This is a genomic window from Pseudomonas sp. PDM18 (assembly GCF_014852585.1).
In the GTDB taxonomy this organism is placed as follows: Bacteria; Pseudomonadota; Gammaproteobacteria; order Pseudomonadales; family Pseudomonadaceae; genus Pseudomonas.
In genome coordinates this window covers 402518-423288 of record NZ_JACVBX010000003.1, presented here as the reverse complement: position 1 = coordinate 423288, position 20771 = coordinate 402518, and the positions used below count along the sequence as shown (strand labels likewise).

The 20771-nt window shown below is 67.0% G+C and carries 22 protein-coding genes; all 22 read right to left on the bottom strand.

The window, feature by feature from the left end; all coding sequences use genetic code 11:
- Window positions 1-20: 20 nt before the first annotated feature.
- The 22 genes from IB274_RS09915 to eat all read right to left on the bottom strand — a co-directional run bounded on the left by IB274_RS09915 (window position 21) and on the right by eat (window position 20601).
- A complete protein-coding gene (locus IB274_RS09915; protein WP_192431767.1) occupies window positions 21-1268 on the bottom strand; it encodes an FAD/NAD(P)-binding oxidoreductase in 1248 nt (415 codons plus the stop codon).
- The gene (locus IB274_RS09910) at window positions 1265-1501 is read right to left on the bottom strand and encodes a 2Fe-2S iron-sulfur cluster-binding protein (RefSeq protein WP_192431766.1); all 237 of its coding nucleotides are present in this window, start codon (window positions 1499-1501) and stop codon (window positions 1265-1267) included. Before IB274_RS09910 ends, IB274_RS09915 begins: the two co-directional genes overlap by 4 nt.
- Window positions 1494-2606, bottom strand: coding sequence for an NAD(P)/FAD-dependent oxidoreductase (locus IB274_RS09905; RefSeq protein ID WP_192431765.1), 1113 nt, complete (start codon window positions 2604-2606; stop codon window positions 1494-1496). The genes IB274_RS09910 and IB274_RS09905 overlap by 8 nt, the downstream gene beginning before the upstream one ends.
- Window positions 2603-3547 carry a 4-hydroxyproline epimerase gene (locus IB274_RS09900; protein ID WP_192431764.1) on the bottom strand — a complete coding sequence of 315 codons (945 nt, stop codon included), beginning with the start codon at window positions 3545-3547 and terminating at the stop codon, window positions 2603-2605. Before IB274_RS09900 ends, IB274_RS09905 begins: the two co-directional genes overlap by 4 nt.
- 112 nt (window positions 3548-3659) lie before the next feature.
- Entirely contained in the window at window positions 3660-4334 is a 675-nt protein-coding gene (locus tag IB274_RS09895; protein ID WP_088421338.1) for a GntR family transcriptional regulator, read from the bottom strand.
- A 132-nt stretch (window positions 4335-4466) separates the two neighbouring features.
- Window positions 4467-5354, bottom strand: coding sequence for a (2E,6E)-farnesyl diphosphate synthase (gene ispA / locus IB274_RS09890; RefSeq protein ID WP_192431763.1), 888 nt, complete (start codon window positions 5352-5354; stop codon window positions 4467-4469).
- The gene (locus tag IB274_RS09885; protein WP_192431762.1) at window positions 5351-5596 is read right to left on the bottom strand and encodes an exodeoxyribonuclease VII small subunit; all 246 of its coding nucleotides are present in this window, start codon (window positions 5594-5596) and stop codon (window positions 5351-5353) included. The genes ispA and IB274_RS09885 overlap by 4 nt, the downstream gene beginning before the upstream one ends.
- 127 nt (window positions 5597-5723) lie before the next feature.
- A complete protein-coding gene (locus IB274_RS09880) occupies window positions 5724-6359 on the bottom strand; it encodes an START domain-containing protein (protein WP_192431761.1) in 636 nt (211 codons plus the stop codon).
- 320 nt (window positions 6360-6679) lie between these two features.
- Entirely contained in the window at window positions 6680-7210 is a 531-nt protein-coding gene (gene ppa, locus IB274_RS09875; RefSeq protein ID WP_017521720.1) for an inorganic diphosphatase, read from the bottom strand.
- Window positions 7211-7290: 80 nt separating this feature from the next.
- Window positions 7291-8109 (bottom strand): zinc-dependent peptidase, encoded by an 819-nt coding sequence (locus IB274_RS09870; protein WP_192431760.1) that lies wholly within the window; start codon window positions 8107-8109, stop codon window positions 7291-7293.
- Between the two features lie 6 nt (window positions 8110-8115).
- Window positions 8116-8775 carry a DedA family protein gene (locus IB274_RS09865; RefSeq protein WP_045217026.1) on the bottom strand — a complete coding sequence of 220 codons (660 nt, stop codon included), beginning with the start codon at window positions 8773-8775 and terminating at the stop codon, window positions 8116-8118.
- 194 nt (window positions 8776-8969) lie between these two features.
- Window positions 8970-9854, bottom strand: a complete 885-nt coding sequence (locus IB274_RS09860; RefSeq protein WP_192431759.1) for a substrate-binding periplasmic protein — start codon at window positions 9852-9854, stop codon at window positions 8970-8972.
- Window positions 9855-9955: 101 nt separating this feature from the next.
- Complete coding sequence (locus IB274_RS09855) at window positions 9956-10420, bottom strand: GNAT family N-acetyltransferase (protein ID WP_081517245.1); 465 nt, start codon at window positions 10418-10420, stop codon at window positions 9956-9958.
- 121 nt (window positions 10421-10541) lie between these two features.
- Window positions 10542-11003: a type IV pilin protein gene (locus IB274_RS09850; RefSeq protein ID WP_192431758.1), complete on the bottom strand. Its 462-nt coding sequence runs from the start codon at window positions 11001-11003 to the stop codon at window positions 10542-10544.
- Window positions 11000-14437 carry a pilus assembly protein gene (locus IB274_RS29945; RefSeq protein ID WP_192431757.1) on the bottom strand — a complete coding sequence of 1146 codons (3438 nt, stop codon included), beginning with the start codon at window positions 14435-14437 and terminating at the stop codon, window positions 11000-11002. Before IB274_RS29945 ends, IB274_RS09850 begins: the two co-directional genes overlap by 4 nt.
- Window positions 14424-14969, bottom strand: coding sequence for a hypothetical protein (locus IB274_RS09840; protein ID WP_192431756.1), 546 nt, complete (start codon window positions 14967-14969; stop codon window positions 14424-14426). The genes IB274_RS29945 and IB274_RS09840 overlap by 14 nt, the downstream gene beginning before the upstream one ends.
- Window positions 14966-15712: a PilW family protein gene (locus IB274_RS09835; RefSeq protein ID WP_192431755.1), complete on the bottom strand. Its 747-nt coding sequence runs from the start codon at window positions 15710-15712 to the stop codon at window positions 14966-14968. The genes IB274_RS09840 and IB274_RS09835 overlap by 4 nt, the downstream gene beginning before the upstream one ends.
- A complete protein-coding gene (gene pilV, locus IB274_RS09830; RefSeq protein WP_192431754.1) occupies window positions 15709-16314 on the bottom strand; it encodes a type IV pilus modification protein PilV in 606 nt (201 codons plus the stop codon). The genes IB274_RS09835 and pilV overlap by 4 nt, the downstream gene beginning before the upstream one ends.
- The gene (locus IB274_RS09825; protein WP_192431753.1) at window positions 16305-16850 is read right to left on the bottom strand and encodes a GspH/FimT family pseudopilin; all 546 of its coding nucleotides are present in this window, start codon (window positions 16848-16850) and stop codon (window positions 16305-16307) included. Before IB274_RS09825 ends, pilV begins: the two co-directional genes overlap by 10 nt.
- 158 nt (window positions 16851-17008) lie before the next feature.
- Window positions 17009-17815 (bottom strand): ethanolamine ammonia-lyase subunit EutC, encoded by an 807-nt coding sequence (eutC, locus tag IB274_RS09820; RefSeq protein ID WP_192431752.1) that lies wholly within the window; start codon window positions 17813-17815, stop codon window positions 17009-17011.
- A 15-nt stretch (window positions 17816-17830) separates the two neighbouring features.
- Window positions 17831-19225, bottom strand: a complete 1395-nt coding sequence (locus IB274_RS09815) for an ethanolamine ammonia-lyase subunit EutB (RefSeq protein ID WP_192431751.1) — start codon at window positions 19223-19225, stop codon at window positions 17831-17833.
- A gap of 11 nt (window positions 19226-19236) precedes the next feature.
- Complete coding sequence (gene eat / locus IB274_RS09810) at window positions 19237-20601, bottom strand: ethanolamine permease (RefSeq protein WP_192431750.1); 1365 nt, start codon at window positions 20599-20601, stop codon at window positions 19237-19239.
- Between the last annotated feature and the right edge of the window lie 170 nt (window positions 20602-20771).

Sequence of the window (20771 nt, the reverse complement as noted above, 5' to 3'; positions counted from 1 at the left end):
CGGGCGTTATCCGCCGTCTTTCAGTCTTCAGCCAGCTGCAACAAGGTCTCGACCCGTGCCGGGCTGAACGGCGGGCGCGGCGCCGGTGGTTGCCAGCCGAACAGCTGCTTCGCCGCCGCGCCGCACACGCGGCCCTGGCAGGCGCCCATGCCGCAGCGGCTGGCGAGTTTGGCGGCGGTCCAGTCCGGTTTGCCGGCCAGCGCCGAGTAGGGCACGTCTTCGCAGCGGCAGACCAGGGTGTCCGGCTGGGCCAGTTGGTTCAGGCGTGGGTCGAGGGCGAAATCGCGCTTCAGGGCGTCGGCGAAGCCCTGCCAGCGCTGGCGCTGCGACCAGAGCTCGCGGGCGCGGTCGTGCTCACCGACCGCCGCGTGGCCGGCGATGCGGCCTTCCACCAGGGATTTTTCCGACCCGCCGAAGCCGGTGCATTCGCCCGCCGCGTAGATGCCATCGCGACTGCTCGCCTGCCAGGCATCCACACGGATCGCGCCGTCGTCCACCGTGCAGCCCAGCGCCTGGCCGAGTTGCACGTTGGGGATCAGGCCAAAGCCGCAGGCCAGCCGGTCGCAGGCGATTTCCGTCAGCTTGCCGCCCTGGCTGATTCGTACGGCTTCCAGGTGATCGCTACCCAGGGCGGCGACCACATGGCTGTCGGCGCGGTAGGCCGGGTCATACAGACCGAAGGACTGCAGCAGCTTGTTCGGCCAGCGCGGCAGCTTCATGGCGAAACGCGCGAGCGCAGGCCAGGACGCCTGTTCGGAAATGCGCAGGATTTTTGCGCCGTTGGCGCGGGCAGTGGCGGCGCTGGCGAGCAACAGCGGGCCGCTGCCGGCAATCACCACGCGCAGCCCATCGACCGGCACGCCGCCTTTGACCAGCGCCTGCAGGCCGCCCGCGCCGGTGACGCCGGGCAGTGTCCAGCCGGGGAAGGGCAGCAGCAGTTCGCGGGCGCCGGTGCTGAGGATCAGCTTGCGGTAGTCCAGGCGCCAGCCGCGCTCGAACTCTTCCAGCAGCAGGCCGCGCTCGCCGGCCAGCGCGACCACGCGCGTGCCGTTGTGAATCCTGATGTTGGCGCAGGCGGCCACTTGCTCGCGTAGCTCGGTGGCGGCGCGCGGCAGGTGTGCATTGGGCCCGTCGCGCCAGATCTGCCCGCCGGGCAGCGGGTTATCGTCGAGGATGACGATACTGGCGCCGCTCGGCGCGGCAGCGAGGGCGGCGGACAGCCCGGCCGGGCCGGCGCCGATGATGACGATATCGGCCGCAGCGTTCATGGGCGGGTCTCCACCTGCATGCCGTCGCGGCAAAGGGTCTGGCAGGCCAGGCGGCGCTGGCCGTCGATGTTCACCCGGCATTCCTGGCAGACGCCCATGCCGCACAGCGGCGCGCGACGCTGGCCGCTGACCGAGGTGCGCGTGGTGCCGTCACCGCCCAGGGCGAGCGCGGCGGCGACCGTGGTGCCGGCAGCGACGCGCAGCGGGCGGCCGTCGAGGATCAGCTCAGGCATGGACGTTGGCTCCGAGGAAGCGGCGCGGGGAATAGGGTTCGGCCGGCAGCGGCAGCGGCTCATCGCACAGCTGCGCGGCGAGCAGGTCGGCGGTGCCGGGCGCGGTGGTCACGCCGAGGCCTTCGTGGCCGACCGCCAGCCACAGGCCGGGGCGCTGCGGATGTTCGCCCACCAGCGGCATGCCGTCGGGGCTGGCGGCGCGGAATCCGGCCCAGCTGCGGATCACGTTGAGGTTGGCCAGGCCGGGCATGTAGTCCACGGCGCGGCGCAGCATCTTCGCCAGCATCCAGCCTTCCACCTGCGGGTCGGTGGTGCCGAACTGCCGCGACGCGCCGATGAACAACTGCCCGGTGGGGCGCGGCTGGATGTTGCAGGCCACCGAGGGGCCGCTGGCGTTGTGTGCGCTGGTCACGTAGCCCAGCTCGACCAGGGTGCGGCGCACCTTGCCGGGGTAGCGGTCGGTGATCAGCAGGTGGCCCTTCTTCGGCTCGATGGGCAGGCCGGGGCACAGCTCGCCGGCCTGGATGCCGTTGGCCAGGACCACGGCCTTGGCGCTCAGCCACTGGCCGTTGTCGAGGCGCACACTGGGCTCGTCGATTTCCACCACTTTCGCCTGGCGCTGACGGATCGGCTTCAGCGCCGATTCCAGCAGCCAGGCGGCGGCGCGCGGTGCATAGAGAATACCGTCGCCGGTGATCTCCAGCCCGCCGTGCAGGTCCTTGCGCAGCTCGGGTTCCTCCTGCTGCAGCTCGGCGCTGTTCAGCAGTTTCGCAGCGACGCCGTGCTCGCGCAGCACGGCGAACTTGCGCTCGGCTTCGGCCATCTCTTCGTCATTGGCGGCCAGCCACATCGTGCCGTTGCTGCGGTAGGCGCACTCGGCGGGCATGTCGTGGCCCCACTCGCGCCAGCGTTGCAGCGAGTAGTTGCTCAGTGCCAGTTCGGCGGCGTTGTCGTCGAGCACCAGCAGGTGGCCCATGCCGACGGCAGTGGCGCCGGGCAGGCGCGCGTCCAGCACCAGCACGTCCAGCCCGCGGCGGGCCAGGGCGTGGGCGCAGGCGGCGCCGACTATGCCGGCGCCGATGACGATGATGTCCGCATCGCTCACGGGCGGATGCCCCAGGCGAAGGGATCGTCCTCTTCCAGCAGCAGGGTGGCCTCGGCGCTGACGTTGGCGCGACCACGGATGGTCGGGATGATGCGCCCTTCGGCCGGCTCACCGAGCCACTCGAAGCGGCCCTCGAACTGGCTGCCGATCACGCTGGCCTGGCGCCAGGCGGCGCCGGCGGCGAGCTTGCCGTCGGCGGCCAGGCAGGCCAGCTTGGCGCTGGTGCCGGTGCCGCAGGGCGAGCGGTCGTAGGCCTTGCCGGGGCAGAGCACGTAGTTGCGGCTGTCCGCTTCGGGGTCGTCGGCGAACAGTTCGATGTGGTCGATCAGCCCGCCGTCTTCGCCACGGATACCCTGGTCTTCCAGCGCCTTCTGCACGGCGACCGTGTAGGCAGTCAGCTCGTCGAGGTTGTCGCCGGCGACGCGCAGGCCGTGATCGGAGATCAGGAAGAACCAGTTGCCGCCCCAGGCGATGTCGCCGTGCACCAGCCCATGGCCAGGCACTTGCACCGGCACTTGCTTGCGGTAGCGGTAGGAGGGGACGTTGCGCACGCTCACCGAGCGGTCGTCGTGCAGGGTCGCTTCGACGGTGCCGACCGGCGTCTCGATCTTGTGCGTGCCGGGGCCGATGCGTCCCAGGTGCGCCAGCGAGACCACCAGGCCGATGGTGCCGTGGCCGCACATGCCCAGGTAGCCTGTATTGTTGAAGAAGATCACGCCGGCGCAGGCGCTCGGGTCCACCGGCTCGCAGAGCAGCGCGCCGACCAGTACGTCGCTGCCGCGTGGCTCCAGCACGGTCGCGGCGCGCCAGCTGTCGTGCTGTTCGGCCAGCAGCGCGCGGCGTTCGGCCATGCTGCCCTTGCCCAGGTCGGGAAAGCCGTCGAGCACCAGGCGAGTGGGTTCGCCGCCGGTGTGGGAATCGAGAACCTGGATGCGTTTCATGCTGCCACCTGGGGTGTCTTGTTGTTGACCCTAGGGTGGCGCGAGGAGGGGATTGCAGCTTGAGGGTTTTCCGCTGGGCCGATGATGAAATCGGCACAGCGGACAGTTTTGTCTAACTCGGCGTCGGCCGGTTCGGCAGGTGCTCGTAGAGCGTGCGGCAGACGCCGTTGATGTGCTCTTCCAGCAGGCGCGCTGCCAGCTCGCCATCGCCGGCACGGCAGGCGTCGAGGATGTCATGGTGCTCGTGGTCGGCGCGTTCCTTGCCGGAGGACAGGCTCATCTGCATGCGCAGGTAGCGCTCCAGCTTGTCGTGGATCGAGCGGATCAGGCCAACCAGGTAGGGACGCTGCGCCGGCTCATAGAGGCAGGCATGCAGTTCCCAGTTCAGTTCTGCCCAGCGGCCGACATCGTCCTCGCCGACGAACTCGGCACAGATACGCTCGGCGCGCTCGAACGTCTCGGCGGTCATGTTGGGCACCGCGAGGCGGATTGCCTGTGCTTCGAGGACGACACGCACCTCGAACATCTGCGCTAGTTCCGGCTCGGAAATCTTCGTCACCAGCGCGCCCTTGTTGCGCTGGAACTCCACCAGGCCTTCGGCTTCCAGGCGCTTGAGCGCTTCGCGCACGGGGATCTTGCTGACGTTGAAGATCTGCGCGATGTCGTCCTGGCGAATTGGCTCGTTTTCCGCCATCTGGCCAGAAATGATCGCCTCGCGCAGGTGCTTGGCAATGGTCTCCGAGGCGGAGGGGACGATACCCAGGTTGGGGGCGTTGCGTAGCGGCACGATGCAGTCCGGTCAGGTGGATTTTGTCGGATATGGTATACGAAATCCCGCTAATGCAGTGAAGCACCGGCGAGCGGTCATCGCAATGGGCGATTCACGGGATTTGCACACGCAATGCGCGTGCCGAGGAGATCAGTTGCGGCGTTCGACTATATAGCGGGCGAGCGCGCGCAGCGGCTCGGCGCTGTCGCCGAAACCTTCCAGTGCGGCCAGCGCCTGGTCGCGCAGGGCCAGGGCGTAGGCCTTGGCGGCGTCGAGACCGAGCAGAGCGGGGTAGGTCGGCTTGTCATGGGCCTGATCCTTGCCTTGGGTCTTGCCGAGGGTGGCGGTATCGCTTTCCACGTCGAGGATGTCGTCCTGCACCTGGAACGCCAGGCCCACGGCCTCGGCATAACGGCGCAGGGCTTCCAGGGACGTGGCGTCGGCGCGGCCGCTGGCCAGGGCGCCAAGCTGCACGCTGGCTTCGATCAGCGCGCCGGTCTTGTGCCGGTGCATGGTTTCCAGCGCCGCCTGGTCGATCCTGCGGCCCACGGATTCGAGGTCGATGGCCTGGCCGCCGACCATGCCGGCGGAACCGGCGGCGCGGGTCAGGGCCAGCAGCATGTCCAGACGGGTCTGGGCATCCTGCGGATTGAGCCGGGCGTTACCGATCACCTCGAATGCCAGCGCCTGCAGGCCGTCGCCGGCGAGGATCGCGCAGGCTTCGTCGAAGGCGATGTGGGTGGTCGGCTGGCCGCGGCGCAGGTCGTCGTCGTCCATGGCCGGCAGGTCGTCGTGCACCAGGGAGTAGGCGTGGATCAGCTCTACCGCGCAGGCCGCGCCATCGGCGCGTTCGGCCTCGCCACCCAGGGCTTCGCAGGCCGCGTAGGCCAGCAGTGGACGCACGCGCTTGCCACCGTTGACCACGCTATAGCGCATGGCGGCGTAGATACGCGTGAGTTCTTCACGGGGGGCGACGAAGAGTTTTTCCAGCGCAGCATCGACACGCGCCGTACAGCGCGCTTGGTACGCGGCGATCATGCGTCTTCGCCTTCCGGATCGAAGGACGCTTCGCTCAGCTCGCCGTCGCGTTCCAGAAGGATCTGCACCTTCTGCTCCGCCTGGGTCAGCGCTGCCTGGCAGTCGCGGGTCAGGCGGATGCCCTGCTCGAAGGCACCCAGCGAATCCTCCAGCGACAGCTCGCCGCTTTCCAGGCGCTCCACCAGCGTTTGCAGCTCGGCGAGGGACTGTTCGAAGTCGAGGGAAGCTTTCTTGCGGGCCATGCGGACATCTCGGCGGGGGTATTCGGAAACCTCGCGACACTAGCAGAGACGGGCTTTGCGGGCAAATCTTCGGGCACGCAGCGAGCTCCGCCGCCAGCCTTGCCCGCACTACTGTCGGACCAACTTGCTAGTAGCCGCCGTCGCGCACGCCCTGGTGTTCCGCCACCACTTTCAACATGCGCAGCGACTCGAACGGCGCATCCACCACGAACTGGTTCGCCAGCCACGACGGCACGCTGCCGCCCGGTTCGCCGCGCATTTCGTAGGTGACTTCGGTGAGCTTCGGGCCCTTGGGAACCATCTGCCAAGTGCCCGAGACGCTGGGCACGCGGATGCGGTCCTTCACCGGCGGGAGGTAGTCTGGCGCGGCCTGCAGGTGGCGGATCATGCCGCCGTCCGGGGTTTCCTCGGTGCGCACCTTCAGCACCAGGTCGCGCGGGGCGGCGGGCCAGGGTAGCTTGGTATCGAGGTAGACCCAGATGGCTTCGTCGCTGTACTTGAGCAGGCGCATCTGAGCACAGGAGTACAGCCAGGCACAGGAGACGCGCAGGTTTTCCTGCAGGTGGCCGAGGGTGGCGACGTCGGCCTTCACCAGGGTGACGCCGCGAAAGCTCTTGTAGCGCGAGCCGGGCACCTCGCTCAGGTAAACCTGCACGCCGTCCTGGTTCTTGGCCAGCGTCCACTCCGCCGCCTGCGCCTGCGCCTGGGCAAGCGCGGGGGAAGTCAGCAGCAGGGCAAGCAGCAGGGATGGAGAGCGTTTCATGACAGCGGACCGGGGGGGAATAATTCGATCTTATGCCTGGCCGGTGACAGCAGCGCATTGGCCGGCGAGCGGTCTGGCGGGGAATCGCGCAGGCTGCGCGGGCCAAATCGCAGGCATTAAAAAAGCCGGCTTGTGGCCGGCTTTCAGGGGGTGGTCCAACCTTACTTCTGGTAGGGCGGACCGCCTTGATTCTGTGGCAGCGCAGCGGGCTGCGTGCGGGGGCGCAGATGGTAGCAAAGTCGGGACGAAAAGCCTAATCCCGGTCATGAAAAGGCCCCGCCAGGGCGGGGCTCTTCACGGCGCGGTCACCCGCGCCACCATCACTTGGCCTGGAAGGCGGCGACGGCCTTGGTGATGTAGTCGTGAGCCTGGGCGGCGTCGCCCCAGCCTTCGACCTTCACCCACTTGCCCTTCTCGAGATCCTTGTAGTTCTCGAAGAAGTGCTTGATCTGCTCCAGCAGCAGGGCCGGCAGGTCGGTGTATTCCTTCACGTCCTTGTACAGGACGGTCAGCTTGTCGTGCGGTACGGCGATCAGCTTGGCGTCGCCGCCGGCTTCGTCGCTCATGTTCAGCACGCCAACCGGACGGGCGCGGATCACGGAGCCCGGAGCGACCGGGTACGGGGTCACGACCAGCACGTCCAGGGGGTCACCGTCGTCGGCCAGGGTGTTCGGGATGAAGCCGTAGTTGGCCGGGTAGAACATCGGGGTGGCCATGAAACGGTCGACGAACAGGCAGTCGGTGTCCTTGTCGATTTCGTACTTGATCGGCGCGTGGTTGGCCGGGATCTCGATGGCGACGTAAATGTCGTTCGGCAGGTCTTTGCCAGCCGGGATGCTGCTGTAGCTCATGGACGACTCCAGATAGTGGTCGGGCCGAAAAAGTGCGGCGGATTATAGGCAGATTGCCGTGTCCAAGCCACAGACATCGCCTAGTGGGCCTGAGTTTCCTGATATTCGGGGTGCTCGGCCTGCAGCCTGTGCAGGCGCGCGAGGGGATCTTGCCGGTAGAACAGCGAAAGCTGTTCATAGACTTTGGGATAGGCCGCCTGAAGGAGGTCCGGAGCGGTAAAGAAGTATTCGCTGGTGACGGCGAAGAACTCTGCCGGATTCTCCGCCGCGTACGGGTCGATGGCGGTGTGCGCCTGCGGGTTGTGGTCGAGCTGGCGGTTCAGGTCGTCGTAGGCGGCCTGCATCGCGGTGGCCCAGTCGGCGACGCGCATGTCGCGGTGCAGCGGTGGCATCCCGTTGGCATCGCCATTGAGCATGTCGAGCTTGTGCGCCAGTTCGTGGATCACCAGGTTGTAGGCTTCCCAGCCGCCGCCGCTTTCCACGCCAGGCCAGGCGAGGATCACCGGGCCCTGCAGCGAGGTTTCACCGGCGCGCTCGTCGTCGAATTCGTGCATGACGCCCGCGGGGTCGCGGTGCTTCTGCGGGCTGACGAAGTCGTCGGGGTAGAGCACCAGCTCATGGAAACCGCCGTACCAGTTCAGGTCCGGCAGGTGCAGCAGCGGAAGCTCGGCCTGCGTAGCCAGCAGCAGGCGGCGGTAGTCATCCAGTTCGATGCCCGGCAGCGGCGAGAGGCGCTTGTCGCGCAGGAACAGCAGCGCCCGCTCGCCGAGCCGGCGCAGCTCCTCTTCGCTCAGACCGTCGAGGATTGGCAGGTGCCGGCGCACCTGCGCCCATAGCTGTGCATCGAGCGGATAGCGGGCGAGGAAGCGCCGGCGGTGCCAGGCGCTGAAGGACCACATGGGGGATCAGTGCTCGCCGGGCTGGGCCTTGGCCGAGGGGCGCAGCTTGTGGCGGATGAAGCCGATCAGCATGGGCACCAGGGAGAAGGCGATGATGGCGACGATCATCACCGAGAGGTTCTGTTTGATGAACGGCACGTTGCCGAAGAAGAAGCCCAGGGTCACCAGGCCGCCGACCCAGGCGATGCTGCCGGCCACGCTGAAGAACAGGAAGCGTGCGTAGGGCATGTAGGCCATGCCGGCGACGAAGGGGGCGAAGGTCCGCACGATGGGCAGGAAGCGCGCCAGGGTCACGGTCTTGCCACCGTGGCGTTCGTAGAAGGCGTGGGTCTGGTCCAGGTAGTCGCGGCGGAAGACCTTGGAGTTCGGGTTGCTGAACAGGCGCTTTCCCAGGGTTCGGCCGATCACGTAGTTGGTGCTGTCGCCGCTGATCGCCGCGAGCAGCAGCAGGCCGCCGAGCATCCACGGGTCCATGCCGCCGGTGGCGCAGATGGCGCCGGCGATGAAGAGCAGGGAGTCGCCCGGCAGGAAGGGCGTCACCACCAGGCCGGTTTCGCAGAAGATCACCAGGAAGAGGATGGCGTAGATCCAGGTGCCATAGTTGGCTACCGCCAGCGACAGGTAGGAGTCGAGGTGGAGAATCAGGTCGATCGGGTTGAATTCCATGAGAAGCCTGTCTGACAACAAGGTGAACGGCCGGGCCGCCTATTATAAGGCTCGGCCAGGCTGCCGGGGGCGCGCTCCGTCGTATCCTGCGAGGGAGGTCCGCGGGAGGATATTACAGCTTCTGCGTGAAAATCCTGTCGCTGTGAGCGCGGCAACGCCTTGTGACAAATGCCGGCGCAGCGCCTTCTGGGACGTCAGAGCAGGCTTGCCTGCCAGCTCAGCAGGCTCGTCTGGGTCCGAGGCGAAAGTGCGGCGCCGTGTTGGTTGCTGGTCGCTGGCAACTGCTCGGCCAGCGGATGCGCGGCGACTTCTCGGGTGTTCATTGCGTTTTCCAGGCGGGCCTCGGCAATCAGTTGCTGAAGGCGGCCACTGCGGCGCAGGGTGCGCAGGCCGCGGTCGAGGCTGGCGGCCAGGGCTTCGCCTTCTGCGCGCTTCTTCGGCACCAGCACGTAGAGCGGCTTGACCTCCAGCGGCGGTTCGACGAACTCCAGTTGCTCACGCAGCGCCGGGGCGTTCTGGCTGAGCAACTGGTAGCCGGTGTAGCGGTCCACCACGGCCAGGTCGATGCGCCCGCGCAGCAGTTTCTCCAGGTTCTGCCAGTCGCTGCTGACCACGTCCTTGTTGAGGAAGTCGGCGTCGTCGAAGCTTTCCTGATTGACGTAACCGCGTACCACGCCGATGCGGTAGGGGCGCAAGGTGTCGAGGTCGCGCGGGTTGATCGGCAGGGCGCGGTCGCGACGGCGGAAGAAGCCGAGCTGGGAGTCCAGCAACGGCATCGAGGTGTAGAAGTCCTGGCTGCGGTCCGGCGACAAATAAGCCGGCATCAGTGCGTCGAAACGGCCTTCGCGGGTTTCGTTGAGGGCTCGTTGCCAGGGCAGGAAGACCAGTTCGGCTTTGTCGCCATTGAGCGCCAGGGCTTCGCTGAGTATGCGGCTGGCCAGCCCGTTGCCCGGCAGGTCGCTACCGACGTAAGGGGCCCACTCCAGGGTGGCGACGCGCAGGGTCTGGGCCTGGGCGTTGGCGCCCAGGATGGCGAAACAGAGACAGGCGGTGCGCAGAACAAGCAGGGAAATACGCATGTGATCCCTTCAAGCGGAGGCCGCAACAAGTGCACTGATGGCACTTTAATGCGCCCGGCCCGCCGATGCCAGCGGGCCGCCCCGCACCTTGGAGCTGGGCCTCAGTTGAGGTCGTCGCTGATCGGCAGGATGTAGTTCTTGAACTCGCTGTCCTCGCGGAAACCGATGGACTCGTAGACCTTCTGCGCCACCTCGTTGTTGACGCTGGTGGACACGCGCATGCGCACGGCCTGGGTCTCGCGGGCCATCTGCCGGGCGGTCTGCAGCAGGTGGTCGGCGACCAGTTGGCGGCGCGCCTCTTCGGCGACGTAGATGTCGTTGAGGATCCACACGCGCTTGAGCGACAGCGAGGAGTAGCTCGGGTAGAGCTGGCAGAAACCCAGCAGCTTGCTGTCGTCGTCATCCGGCAGGGCCAGGTAGATCACCGATTCCTTGCGGCGCAGGCGCTTCTCGAGGAATTTCCGCGAGGATTCGGGGTAGGGGAGCATGCCGTAGAACTCGCGGTATTTGACGAACAGCGGCGCGAGCAGATCGAGGTGGTCGAGCGTGGCTTGCACGATGCGCATAAGCGGGCCTCGGCGGAGGTGGATGGGCTGGTATGGCAATGCAGGGGCTATGCCAGCGGATAGCCATTGGTCCGATGCTGCACCAGAAATTGTGGAAAGCGCAATCCAAGCGAGCGTTTGATCAGCGCCAGCAGCTGTCGACGCTGCCCACGCTGACGCCGCGGGTGCCGCGCTCGTCCAGGGTGAAGTCGCCGCAGTCCGGGTCGCGCAACTGGGCGCCCCGGCGTCGGGCAGTCAGCCGGTAGCGGCGTGTATCGCCGTCGGGATGTTCGGCGGCCAGTTCGTACAGCTGGTGCGTCGAGAGTCGCTTGCCGTCGGCCGTGAGCGGGTAGGTGAACGCCAGCTTCGCGGGATCGTCGGTGTACTTGCTGTATTGCGCCAGGTAGCGCTCCTGCTGGGCGGCGGCATCGCGCAGCAGGGTCTGCGCCTCGCTGCGGTTGGCGCGCAGGATGAACTGGCGGTAGCTGGGAATGGCGATACCGGCGAGCAGGGCCAGGATGGAAACCACCACCATCAGTTCGATCAGAGTGAATCCGCCAGCTTTCAGGGTGTGTGGCGCGGGTACCGAAGGCAGGGTTCTCATGGGTAACTCACGGGCAGGTTGTAGTTCATGATCCGCCAGTTGAAGCGACCCTGATTCACCGGGTTGAACAGTTGCACGGGGAGGCGGCTTCCATCCGGTGTGTAGAGGCTGTCGCCGATGCGGGTCACCGGTCCGTCGATGCGCATGCCGCTGGCGGTCTCGCTGAAGGAACCGTCGCCCACCAGGTCGAACACGTTGAAGTCCAGCGCGCCGCCGGTCTTCGGGTTCACTGCCAGCAGCCAGTAGGTGATGCCGGCGCTGCAGGGGTCGGCGTTGGGTTGGCCGACGGTGACGAACAGCACGTCGCCGAGCATGAAGGGCTGGTCGAGGACTCGCTCGCCATCGGCCAGGTCGAAGTACCAGCCACGGATTCCAACGCCGCGTTTGCCACTGCTGTCCCAGGCCACAGGGATGCTGCTCAACTGGCGGACCTCGCTGGTGCCGGCGCTGTGGGTGACGGTTTCCAGGGTCAGCGTCTGGGCCTGCAGATCAGAAAGTTTGCTCAGTGCGGTAGGCGCGCCGGCTCCGTCGACGTGGGCGAGGTAGTCGGTCTGGTCCCAGAAGCCATAGAGGGACTGGCGGCTGACGGCGCCTTCCTTGTCGCCTCCCTCGAAGTACTTGCCGGTGCCGGCGATCACCAGTTGCCCGCCGCGTGGATGCTGGGTGACTTCCGCGGCGGCGCTCAGCGGCTGGTTGCGGCTGGCGGGAATGCTGGCGAGCAGGCTGGAAGCGCGGTCGAGGCCGGTTTGCCGGTAGAGCTGGCCCTGCAGGCTGCCGTAGTAGCGCTGGGCGAGTTCGCCGGGACTGTCGGCGCGGGTCCAGGTGACCGTGCTGCCCACCTCGCCATCGCCGGCGGCGGACTGGCTGGCAGCGCTGATGCGCCCATCCTCCAGGCGGATCGACAGCGAGTAGCCCTTGGCGGTGTCGTATCCATTGCCGGTGAGCACATAGGCAACGCCGTCGGAGATGGTGATCACCGGCCGATCGAGTATGTAGCCGAATTCGATGTCCTTGCCGTTCTCGCTGCTGGCGCTGCCTGCGTATTCCCAGAGCAGGCGGGGTTGGTCGGCGTTGGTGATGTCCAGGGCGAACAGGCCGCGCCCGCCGCGCCCGGGCGCCATGACCAGCACGGTGTGCCAGCTGCCATCGAAATGCACGTCGCGGGTGACCGCGCTGCCGTCGACATAGAAGCGGTGCAGGCTGTTGGTGTTTTCCTCTTCCGAGCGCGCGGCGTAGCGGGTGTCGGAGAGGTAGTTGAGCTGCCCGAACACGGCGGCGGGAATGAAGGCCCAGCGTTCCCGGCCGGTCTCGTCGAAGGCGTGCAGCATGCCGTCGTTGGCGCCGACGTAGAGGCGACTCTCGCGATTGGCGCTGGCCTGTCGGAAGGCGTCGTAGCCGGTCGCACCGGAGGCCTTCTCCAGGTAGTAGGTGACGGCGGACGGCGGGCCGACGACCACGGGCGAGGAGTAGATGATGTCGCCCAGCAGATGGTTGCGAGCGCGGAAGGTGTCGCCTTCGTCACTGCGGTCGCCGCGCAGCCAGGCGACGCGCTTCTCTCCCAGATGGTCTTCACGCTGGGTACCCGGAGCGCGGTTGAGCAACTGTTGTTGCTGGGCCGCCAGGTTGCCCCAGGTAAACGCCTGCAGGTGGCCCTTGGCACTGTCCGACGCGGTATTGGTGTAGATGCTGCGGCTGGTCGGTGAGCGCTGGTTGAGCTGGTTGCGGAACGACAGCGCGGAGTTCGCCTGGGCATTGCCCTTGGCGTCCAGGCGGTATTGCAGGATGTCGCCGCTCCAATCGGTGGGTTGGTAGCTGGCGCGATAGAGATGGGTGTCGGTGCTCAGCGAGGTGGAGCTGGCGCCGGCAGCGGCCACCGCTAGCTGGTTGCTGGAGATGCTGCTGACGATGGCCTGGAAGGCCTTCACCAGTTCGCTGGTGGAGTCGGCGCTGAAGAACTCGCCGCGGGAGTTGAGGGCTCCGTGCCAGAGTGCAGCCACCTTGCCTTCGTTGGCGGTGACGGTCATGCCGTCGAGGCTGGTGCTGGCGCTCGGGTTTGGCCAGCTCCGGGTGCCGTCGAGCAGTTGCGGATAGGAACCGGAGTAGGTGTCGCCGTCCCACTGCAGGTACTTCAGCGTCGGGCCGAGCCCCAGGCCCACGGTGTAGGTGGTGATGTGCTGCCAGGTGGCCGGGTCATTCTTCGGGTTCCAGTAGTCGTTGCCGTCGCGAAAGCGCGGCGGAACCTTGTTTTCCAGGTCGGGACGGGCATCGGTGGCCCAGCCGAGGAAGATATTGTCGGCAAGGGTGTTCGACCATTTGTCCTGATAGGGCGCCGTTGCGGCGAAGGCGGTGCCGTCGGGCAGGGTTCGCGCTGTGCCGTCGGCGTTGCTGCCGCCGGAGCCGTCGCCGAAGCCATCGGTCATCAGCAGGTGGTAGCTGGGCCGGCAGGCGTATTCGGTCTTAACGTCGCGGGGGCTGCCCGGCGCGCGGGCATAGGGGTTATAGGCGGTGGTGTTGCTCAGGTAGTTGTTGACCCGATTCTGCGCCGTTCCCAGGGGCGTGCCGCCACTGGCTGCGAGGCGGCTGGTGAAGTTGAAGAAGTCCGCCTTGTGCTGGCCGGCGAAGGTCGCAAGGGTCTGGTTGCCGCAGGCCGTGGAGCTCATGTTGAAGTTGGTGTTGTAGCAGCTGTTCAGCGCCTGCCAGGTCACCCGGATGTGCTCGGGCAGGTCGAATAGCGCCAGGTTGGCGGCGGTGCGCGTGGCGAGCTGGCGGGTACGGTAGAAGGAAAACCAGTTGGCGTAGTTCTGCTTTTCTTCCGCCGTGCTGACCCAGTGCGGGGTGAAGCAGGTGCGGGTGCAGGCGTTGGCACTGGTGAACGACGAGTCCGCCGCGCAGTTCTGCACGGCACTGAGGCTGCTGGTGGCCACATTGCGCGCATGCGTGCAGGACGCGTTGAACTGGTAGTAGTGGGCGTAGCGCTGGTAGCTGTCGGTGCTGTTGACCGCCTGGGTTGCGTTCTGGCTGTAGCCGTTGCCGGTATTGCGGTTCAGGTCGACGGTGCCGGTCTGGTTGGTGAGAAAGCCATCGTAGTAGGCCTTATCGAAACTGGTGACGTAGCGCTCGCTGACGATCCGGCCGCCGCTGAAGGTGACCTTCCACGGTGCCTCGTAGGTGATGTCGGGGTTGTAGTACATCGGGTTGTAGGCGGTGGAACGGTTGGCGATGCTGTAGGAGCTCATGCCATCCGGGGTGTAGGCGCTGGTCATGCTGCCGGAGTCGTCGAGGGTGACGATCAGGTTGGGCGAGACGCCTTCCACCAGGAACAGCGGCGCCTGGCTCGGGGCTGCGGCTTGCGCCCCCGCGCCAGTGAGCAGCATCGCCAGGCCGGCCAGCGCGGCGAGACGGGGCGGCGAGCGGAACGGGTCAGCGCTGGACACGGGCGTACTCCTGTAGTCGGACCAGGGCCTGGTCGGTGATGCCGGTGGACAGGGCATTCATCTGCAGCAGCAAGGTGCCGTTGCCCGCCAGGCAGTCGGCCATGGCGCTTGAGGAGCGGCTCTCGCATTGCGCGGCGACGTACCAGCGCGGCGCGCTGCTCAGTTCCGCCAATTGGTCGGGATTGGCCAGGTCGTTGCCTCGGTAGGTGCGCGCCCGTGTCAGCAGTGCGCTGCTGGCGGCATTGTCTGGTTCGAGCCAGAGTCGGTCGCACAGCAGTATCTGTTGCTGGCTCTGCGCGGTGCTGATGCAGGTGTCGGCCTCGCCCACGGCCATCGTCGGGCTGTAGCGGGTCCGGTCCAGGGCTTCGCTGATCGCCGAATCGGCGCCGCCCAGCGCCGCCTGGTAGTCCCTTGACTCGGCCAGGCTGTTGTCCAGCAGCAAGCCGCTGCGCAGGTTGCCCAGGGTCAGGATGCTCAGCGCCAGTAGCATGAGCAGGGCGATCAGCAGAGTCTGGCCGCGTTGCCGGTTCATGGCTGATTCCTCAGGTAGAGCGTCTGCGTGAAGGCGCTGCACAGGCCGCGCGCGCCGGTGCTCTTCGTCGTCGCGGGGTTCAGCGGGTCCTGGTAGGTGCAGATTTCGGGCAGCAATGCACGGGTCGAGGTGAGCACCAGGCCGGCGCGGAGCTGGTTGGTCGAGCCGACTGCGAACATGAGGTCGTGGATGCCGTTGGCAAGGGCGACCTCGCCGGCGGACAAGGCGTTGTTGGTCTTGCACAGCAGCTCGCCGTCGACCAGGCGCAGATGGCTGACCAATACCTGCGGATTGCCCGCGTCGTCATCGCTGTAGAGCGAGGCGCCGGTGCAATCCTGGTGGACCTGCGCATCGCTGCGCTGGGGGCGCTGGTAGCGCAGGCACAGGCCGCGTCCGCCGGCATCCAGGCTGGCGACCTTGCCGGCGCCGAAGATGCAGCCGGTGGCCGTGTCGGTCAGGGCGGGGAAGGGCCCCTCGCGGTCGATGACGAAGTCGTACTGCTGCGCATCGGCATCGGTGGCGTGGCGCACCCAGGCGCTGTAGCCGGCCTGCCCGCTCTCGCGCTGCAGCAGGTCGAGGATGAAGCGGGCATTGGCCTGGTTCTGCTGCTGGGCATGGTTGAAGGCGGCGTGGTCGCTGCCCGACAGGTAGATCTGCAGCACGCCCAGCAGCACCATCACGCCCAGCGCAATGGCGACCATCAGCTCGATCAGGGACAGGCCGCTCTGGCGATGCAGGGTCATGGCTGGAAGCTCAGTCGGTAGCGTTCGACGCCGCCGGCATCGCTGCCGGAAAGGCAGGCCGCGTCGTCATCGTCAGCGGTGGTCGGGCTGCCGGCCTGGCAGTTGCGGCTGTGCCAGGCCAGCTGGATCAGCAGCAGCGGCTGGCGCGAACCGGCGTCGCAGGCCTTGCCGTCGCGGCTGGGGCAGATGAAGGTGGCATCACCCAACAGCGCATCGTCGGTGTTGAGCTTCAGGCGTAACTGTTCGACCCAGCAGGCCAGTTCGCGCTTGGCCCGGTCCGCCTTGCCCAGGCCGCTGGTGGCGCAGCTCTGGCCGCTGCCGAGGCTGGGGAAGCTGCTGCCGGCCGGGACCAGGTAGGCCGCGTCGGTACTGAGCTTGCCCTTGCTGACCAGCGCCTCGCGATTGGCCTGGATGCTGCGGGCGAGGTCGGCGGCCAGCAGCAGGGCGTTCTGCCGCTGCTGGCTGTCGTGGCCATAGGCGATGCTGCGGCTCTGCAGGGCCAGCAGGCCGAGCAGGGCGACGCTGGTGAGCATCACTGCCACCATGACCTCGATCAGATAGAAGCCCCGCTGGGCGGCATGGGATCGGCGCGTCAGTCGCATGGCCCCACCGCTCCGCCGCGTTGCAGGCAGACCTTGCTCGAGTAGCTGCCGGCAGTGAGGGTGAAGACCCGCGGGAAGTTGCCGCCGCCGGTAGCGATGCCGTTGCCGTCGAACTCCAGCGCAACGGTCGGCTTCTGGGTAATGAGCACCTTTGCGGATTCGTCGAGTCGGGTCCTGCGCAACTCTATCTCTCGATGGCCCTGCAGGTCGCCGCCGCGCAGTCGACCGACGCTCAGCTCCGAAGTCCAGTCGCCGCTGCTCTGCGGCGTCACCCGCACCGGCTGGTGCCCGATCTGCGCCTGGGCGCGGGCGTACTGAAGCACCGCGACCAATTGCTTACCGGTACTCTGCGCGCGGTTGCGATTGATCAGCAGGTCGAAGGAGGGCACCGCGATGCCCAGCAGGATCGCCAGGATCGCGATGGTCACCATCGCTTCGATCAGGGTGAAGCCACGCTGAACAGGTTGGGGGCTGACACGAGCATGCAACTGAGTCTTGGGTGAGTCCATCGTCTCGCCATCGTCATGAAACGCCATGCGCTGGCGCTTCCTTTCGTGCGCCAGGCACGGTCCTTGATGGCCTGGTTTTTATCGCGACGGGTGGCGGGGGTGATTTAAGACGATTCTTAAAGACGGCGACCCGCTGCGCGGCATGTGGTCGCGTTCACGCTGCGGGCGTTGCGGGGCGGCCGGGCTCAGCCGCTGATGAGGAAGTTGCCCGGTGTGCCGAGGTTCTCGCCCTCCAGTGCCGGGAGCTCCGCCTCGTCCTTCAGGTTCACCCCCGACAGCTGCCGGCGACAGGCTTCGCGCATCAGGTAGAGCAGGCGGTGTGTGGCAAGGCCATAGCTCAGGCCTTCCAGGCGCACGTTGGAGATGCAGTTGCGGTAGGCGTCGTTCAGGCCGACCTTCGGCGCCCAGGTGAAATACAGGCCCAGGCTGTCGGGCGAGGACAGGCCGGGGCGTTCGCCGATCAGGATCACCACCATCTTCGCCCGCAGCAGCTCGGCGACTTCGTCGGCTACCGCGACCCGGCCCTGTTGCACCAGCGCCACCGGCGACAGGCTCCAGCCTTCGTTGCGCGCCTGTTCTTCCATGCGTTCGAGGAAGGGCAGGCTGTGACGTTGCACGGCCAGTGACGAAAGACCGTCGGCAATCACCACGGCCAGGTCGTAGCCCTGCGGGTGGCGGTCGGCGTGGCGTCGCAGGATGTCCGCCGATTCTTCGTTCAGCCGGCGGCCCAGGTCCGGGCGTTGCAGGTAGGTGTCGCGGTCGGCGGCGGCGCTGTGCAGCAGCAAGGTTTCGCGGCCGCGCTCGGCCAGTTGCGCGGCGAGGCCGTCGCGGTCGAAGGGCAGGTGCACGGCATCGCGCGCCTGGGCGTGGGCGAACTGGAAGTCCAGCTGCGCGCCGGTCGGCAGGCTGGTGCCGGCGCGGCCGAGGGCGATGCGCGCGGCGGTCAGTCGACGCAATTCCTGCCAGGGGTTGGGGGTGAAGCTGTCGCTCATCGAAGACTCCTCAACTTAGGACAGTTGCGCGAGCGCATGGCGGAAGGCGCCGGGCAACTGGCTGGCCATGTGTATCCGGCCGTCCTGCTGGCGGAGGATTTCCATGCGCGCTAGCCACGCCTCGAATTCCGGCGCCGGGCGCAGGCCCAGCGTCTGTCGCACGTAGAGCGCGTCGTGGAAGGAGGTGGTCTGGTAATTGAGCATCACGTCGTCGGAGCCGGGGATGCCCATGATGAAGTTGATGCCGGCCACGCCGAGCAGGGTCAGGAGCATGTCCATGTCGTCCTGGTCGGCCTCGGCGTGGTTGGTGTAGCAGATGTCGCAACCCATGGGCACGCCGAGCAGCTTGGCGCAGAAGTGGTCTTCCAGGCCGGCGCGGATGATCTGCTTGCCGTTGTACAGGTACTCCGGGCCGATGAAGCCGACCACGGTGTTCACCAGGAATGGCTTGAAGTGCCGTGCCACTGCATAGGCGCGGGCCTCGCAGGTCTGCTGGTCAACGCCGTGGTGGGCGTTGGCCGACAGCGCGCTGCCCTGGCCGGTCTCGAAGTACATGAGGTTGTCGCCCAGCGTGCCGCGTTTCTGCGACAGCCCGGCTTCGTAGCCTTCCTGGAGGATCGACAGGCTCACGCCGAAGCTGGCGTTGGCCGCTTCGGTGCCGGCAATGGACTGGAACACCAGGTCCAGCGGCGCGCCCCGGTTGATCGCCTCGATGGAGCTGGTGACGTGGGTGAGCACGCAGGACTGGGTGGGAATCTCGTAGCGCTGGATGATCGCGTCGAGCATCTCCAGCAGGGTGCAGATCGACTGCAGGCTGTCGGTGGCCGGGTTGATGCCGAGCATGGCGTCGCCGTTGCCGTAGAGCAGGCCGTCGAGCACGCTGGCGGCGATGCCGGCGGGGTCGTCCGTCGGGTGGTTGGGTTGCAGCCGCGTGGACATGCGCCCGCGCAGCCCCAGGGTGTTGCGGAAGCGGGTGACCACGCGGATCTTCTGCGCGACCAGCACCAGGTCCTGCACGCGCATGATCTTCGACACTGCGGCTGCCATTTCCGGCGTCAGTCCAGGCGCCAGGGCGCGCAGGCTGGCTTCGTCGGCGGCATCGCCGAGCAGCCAGTCGCGCAGGCCGCCCACCGTGAGGTGGCTGACCGGCGCGAAGGCCTGGCGGTCGTGGCTGTCGATGATCAGTCGGGTGACTTCATCGCTCTCGTAGGGGATCAGCGCCTCGTCGAGGAAGTGCTTGAGCGGGATGTCGGCCAGCGCCATCTGCGCGGCGACGCGCTCGGCGTCGCTGCCTGCGGCGACCCCGGCGAGGCGGTCGCCGGAGCGCGCCGGGCTGGCCTTGGCCATCACCTCGCGCAGGCTGTCGAAGCGCCAGGTCTGGCCACCGACACTGTGGACGAATCCGGACATGGCGCTTCTCCTCAACCCTGACTGGCGAACGATGCGTCGGTGCCGCGATTGAGGCTGATGACGATGCTGCAGACGGAGCAGCCGCCGATCATCAGCACCAGGAACACCGAGGCGATCACGCTATTGAACCATAGCATCGCAGCCAGGCAGACCAGCGCCAGGACCAGCGCGATGGCCGGCACCACCGGGTAGCCCGGCGCACGGAAGCTGCGCTCCAGGTCCGGCTCGCTGCGGCGCAGTTTGAACAGGCTGAACATGCTCATGATGTACATGACGATGGCGCCGAACACGCTCATGGTGATCATCGCCGCGGTCAGGGTCATGCCCTGCAGGCTGATCAGGCCGTCGCTGAAGATCGCCGCGATGCCCACGGCGCCACCGGCGAGGATGGCGCGGTGCGGGGTCTGGAAGCGCGACAGCTTGGCCAGGCTGCGCGGCAGGAAGCCGGCGCGGGCCAGGGCGAAGAACTGCCGCGAGTAACCCAGGATGATGCCGTGGAAGCTCGCCACCAGGCCGAACAGGCCGATCCACACCAGCATGTGCATCCAGGTCGAGTTGTTGCCCACCACCGCTTTCATGGCCTGCGGCAGCGGGTCGTTGATGTTCGACAGGGCGCGCCAGTCGCCCACGCCGCCGGCGAAGATCATCACGCCGATGGCCAGGGTCACCAGGGTCAGGATGCCGGCGATGTAGGCGCGCGGGATGGTGCGTTTCGGGTCTTTCGCCTCCTCGGCCGCCATGGCAGCGCCCTCGATGGCGAGGAAGAACCAGATGGCGAACGGGATCGCGGCGAAGATGCCGGCCATGGCGGTGGAACCGAATACATCCGAGCCGGCCCAGCCGTTGAGCACGAAGTTGCTGAAGCTGAAGCCCGGTGCGACCACACCCATGAACACCAGCAACTCGGCTACCGCCAGCACGGTCACCACCAGTTCGAAGGTGGCGGCGATGCTTACACCGAGGATATTCAGGGTCATGAAGATGAAGTAGGCGCCGGTGGCCGCCCACTTCGGATCGAGGCCGGGGAACTGCACGTTGAGGTAGGCGCCGATGGCCATGGCGATGGCCGGCGGGGCGAAGACGAATTCGATCAGGGTGGCGATGCCGGCGATCATCCCGCCGGTCTTGCCGAAGGCCCGCAGGCTGTAGGCGAAGGGGCCACCGGCGTGGGGGATGGCGGTGGTCAACTCGGTGTAGCTGAAGATGAAGCAGGTGTACATCACCGCCACGATCAGCGTGGTGACGAGGAAGCCCAGGGTACCGGCGGCGGCCCAGCCATAGCTCCAGCCGAAGTACTCGCCGGAGATCACCAGTCCCACGGCGAGGCCCCACAGGTGCAGGGTGCCAAGCGTTGGTTTGAGTTGTGATGCGCTCATTGTTGTTATTCCTCTCTCCGCAAGGGATAGGCCGCAACTAGGGCGGGCCGCAGGGCGTGGACGGATACCTGAGACCCGATGGTAGTGGCGTACTGCCGCGCAAGACTTGACCGCTGGAACCGGCTTTCGCCGTGCAGGGTCAACTGGTTGTTACCCATCGCCCCACCGCG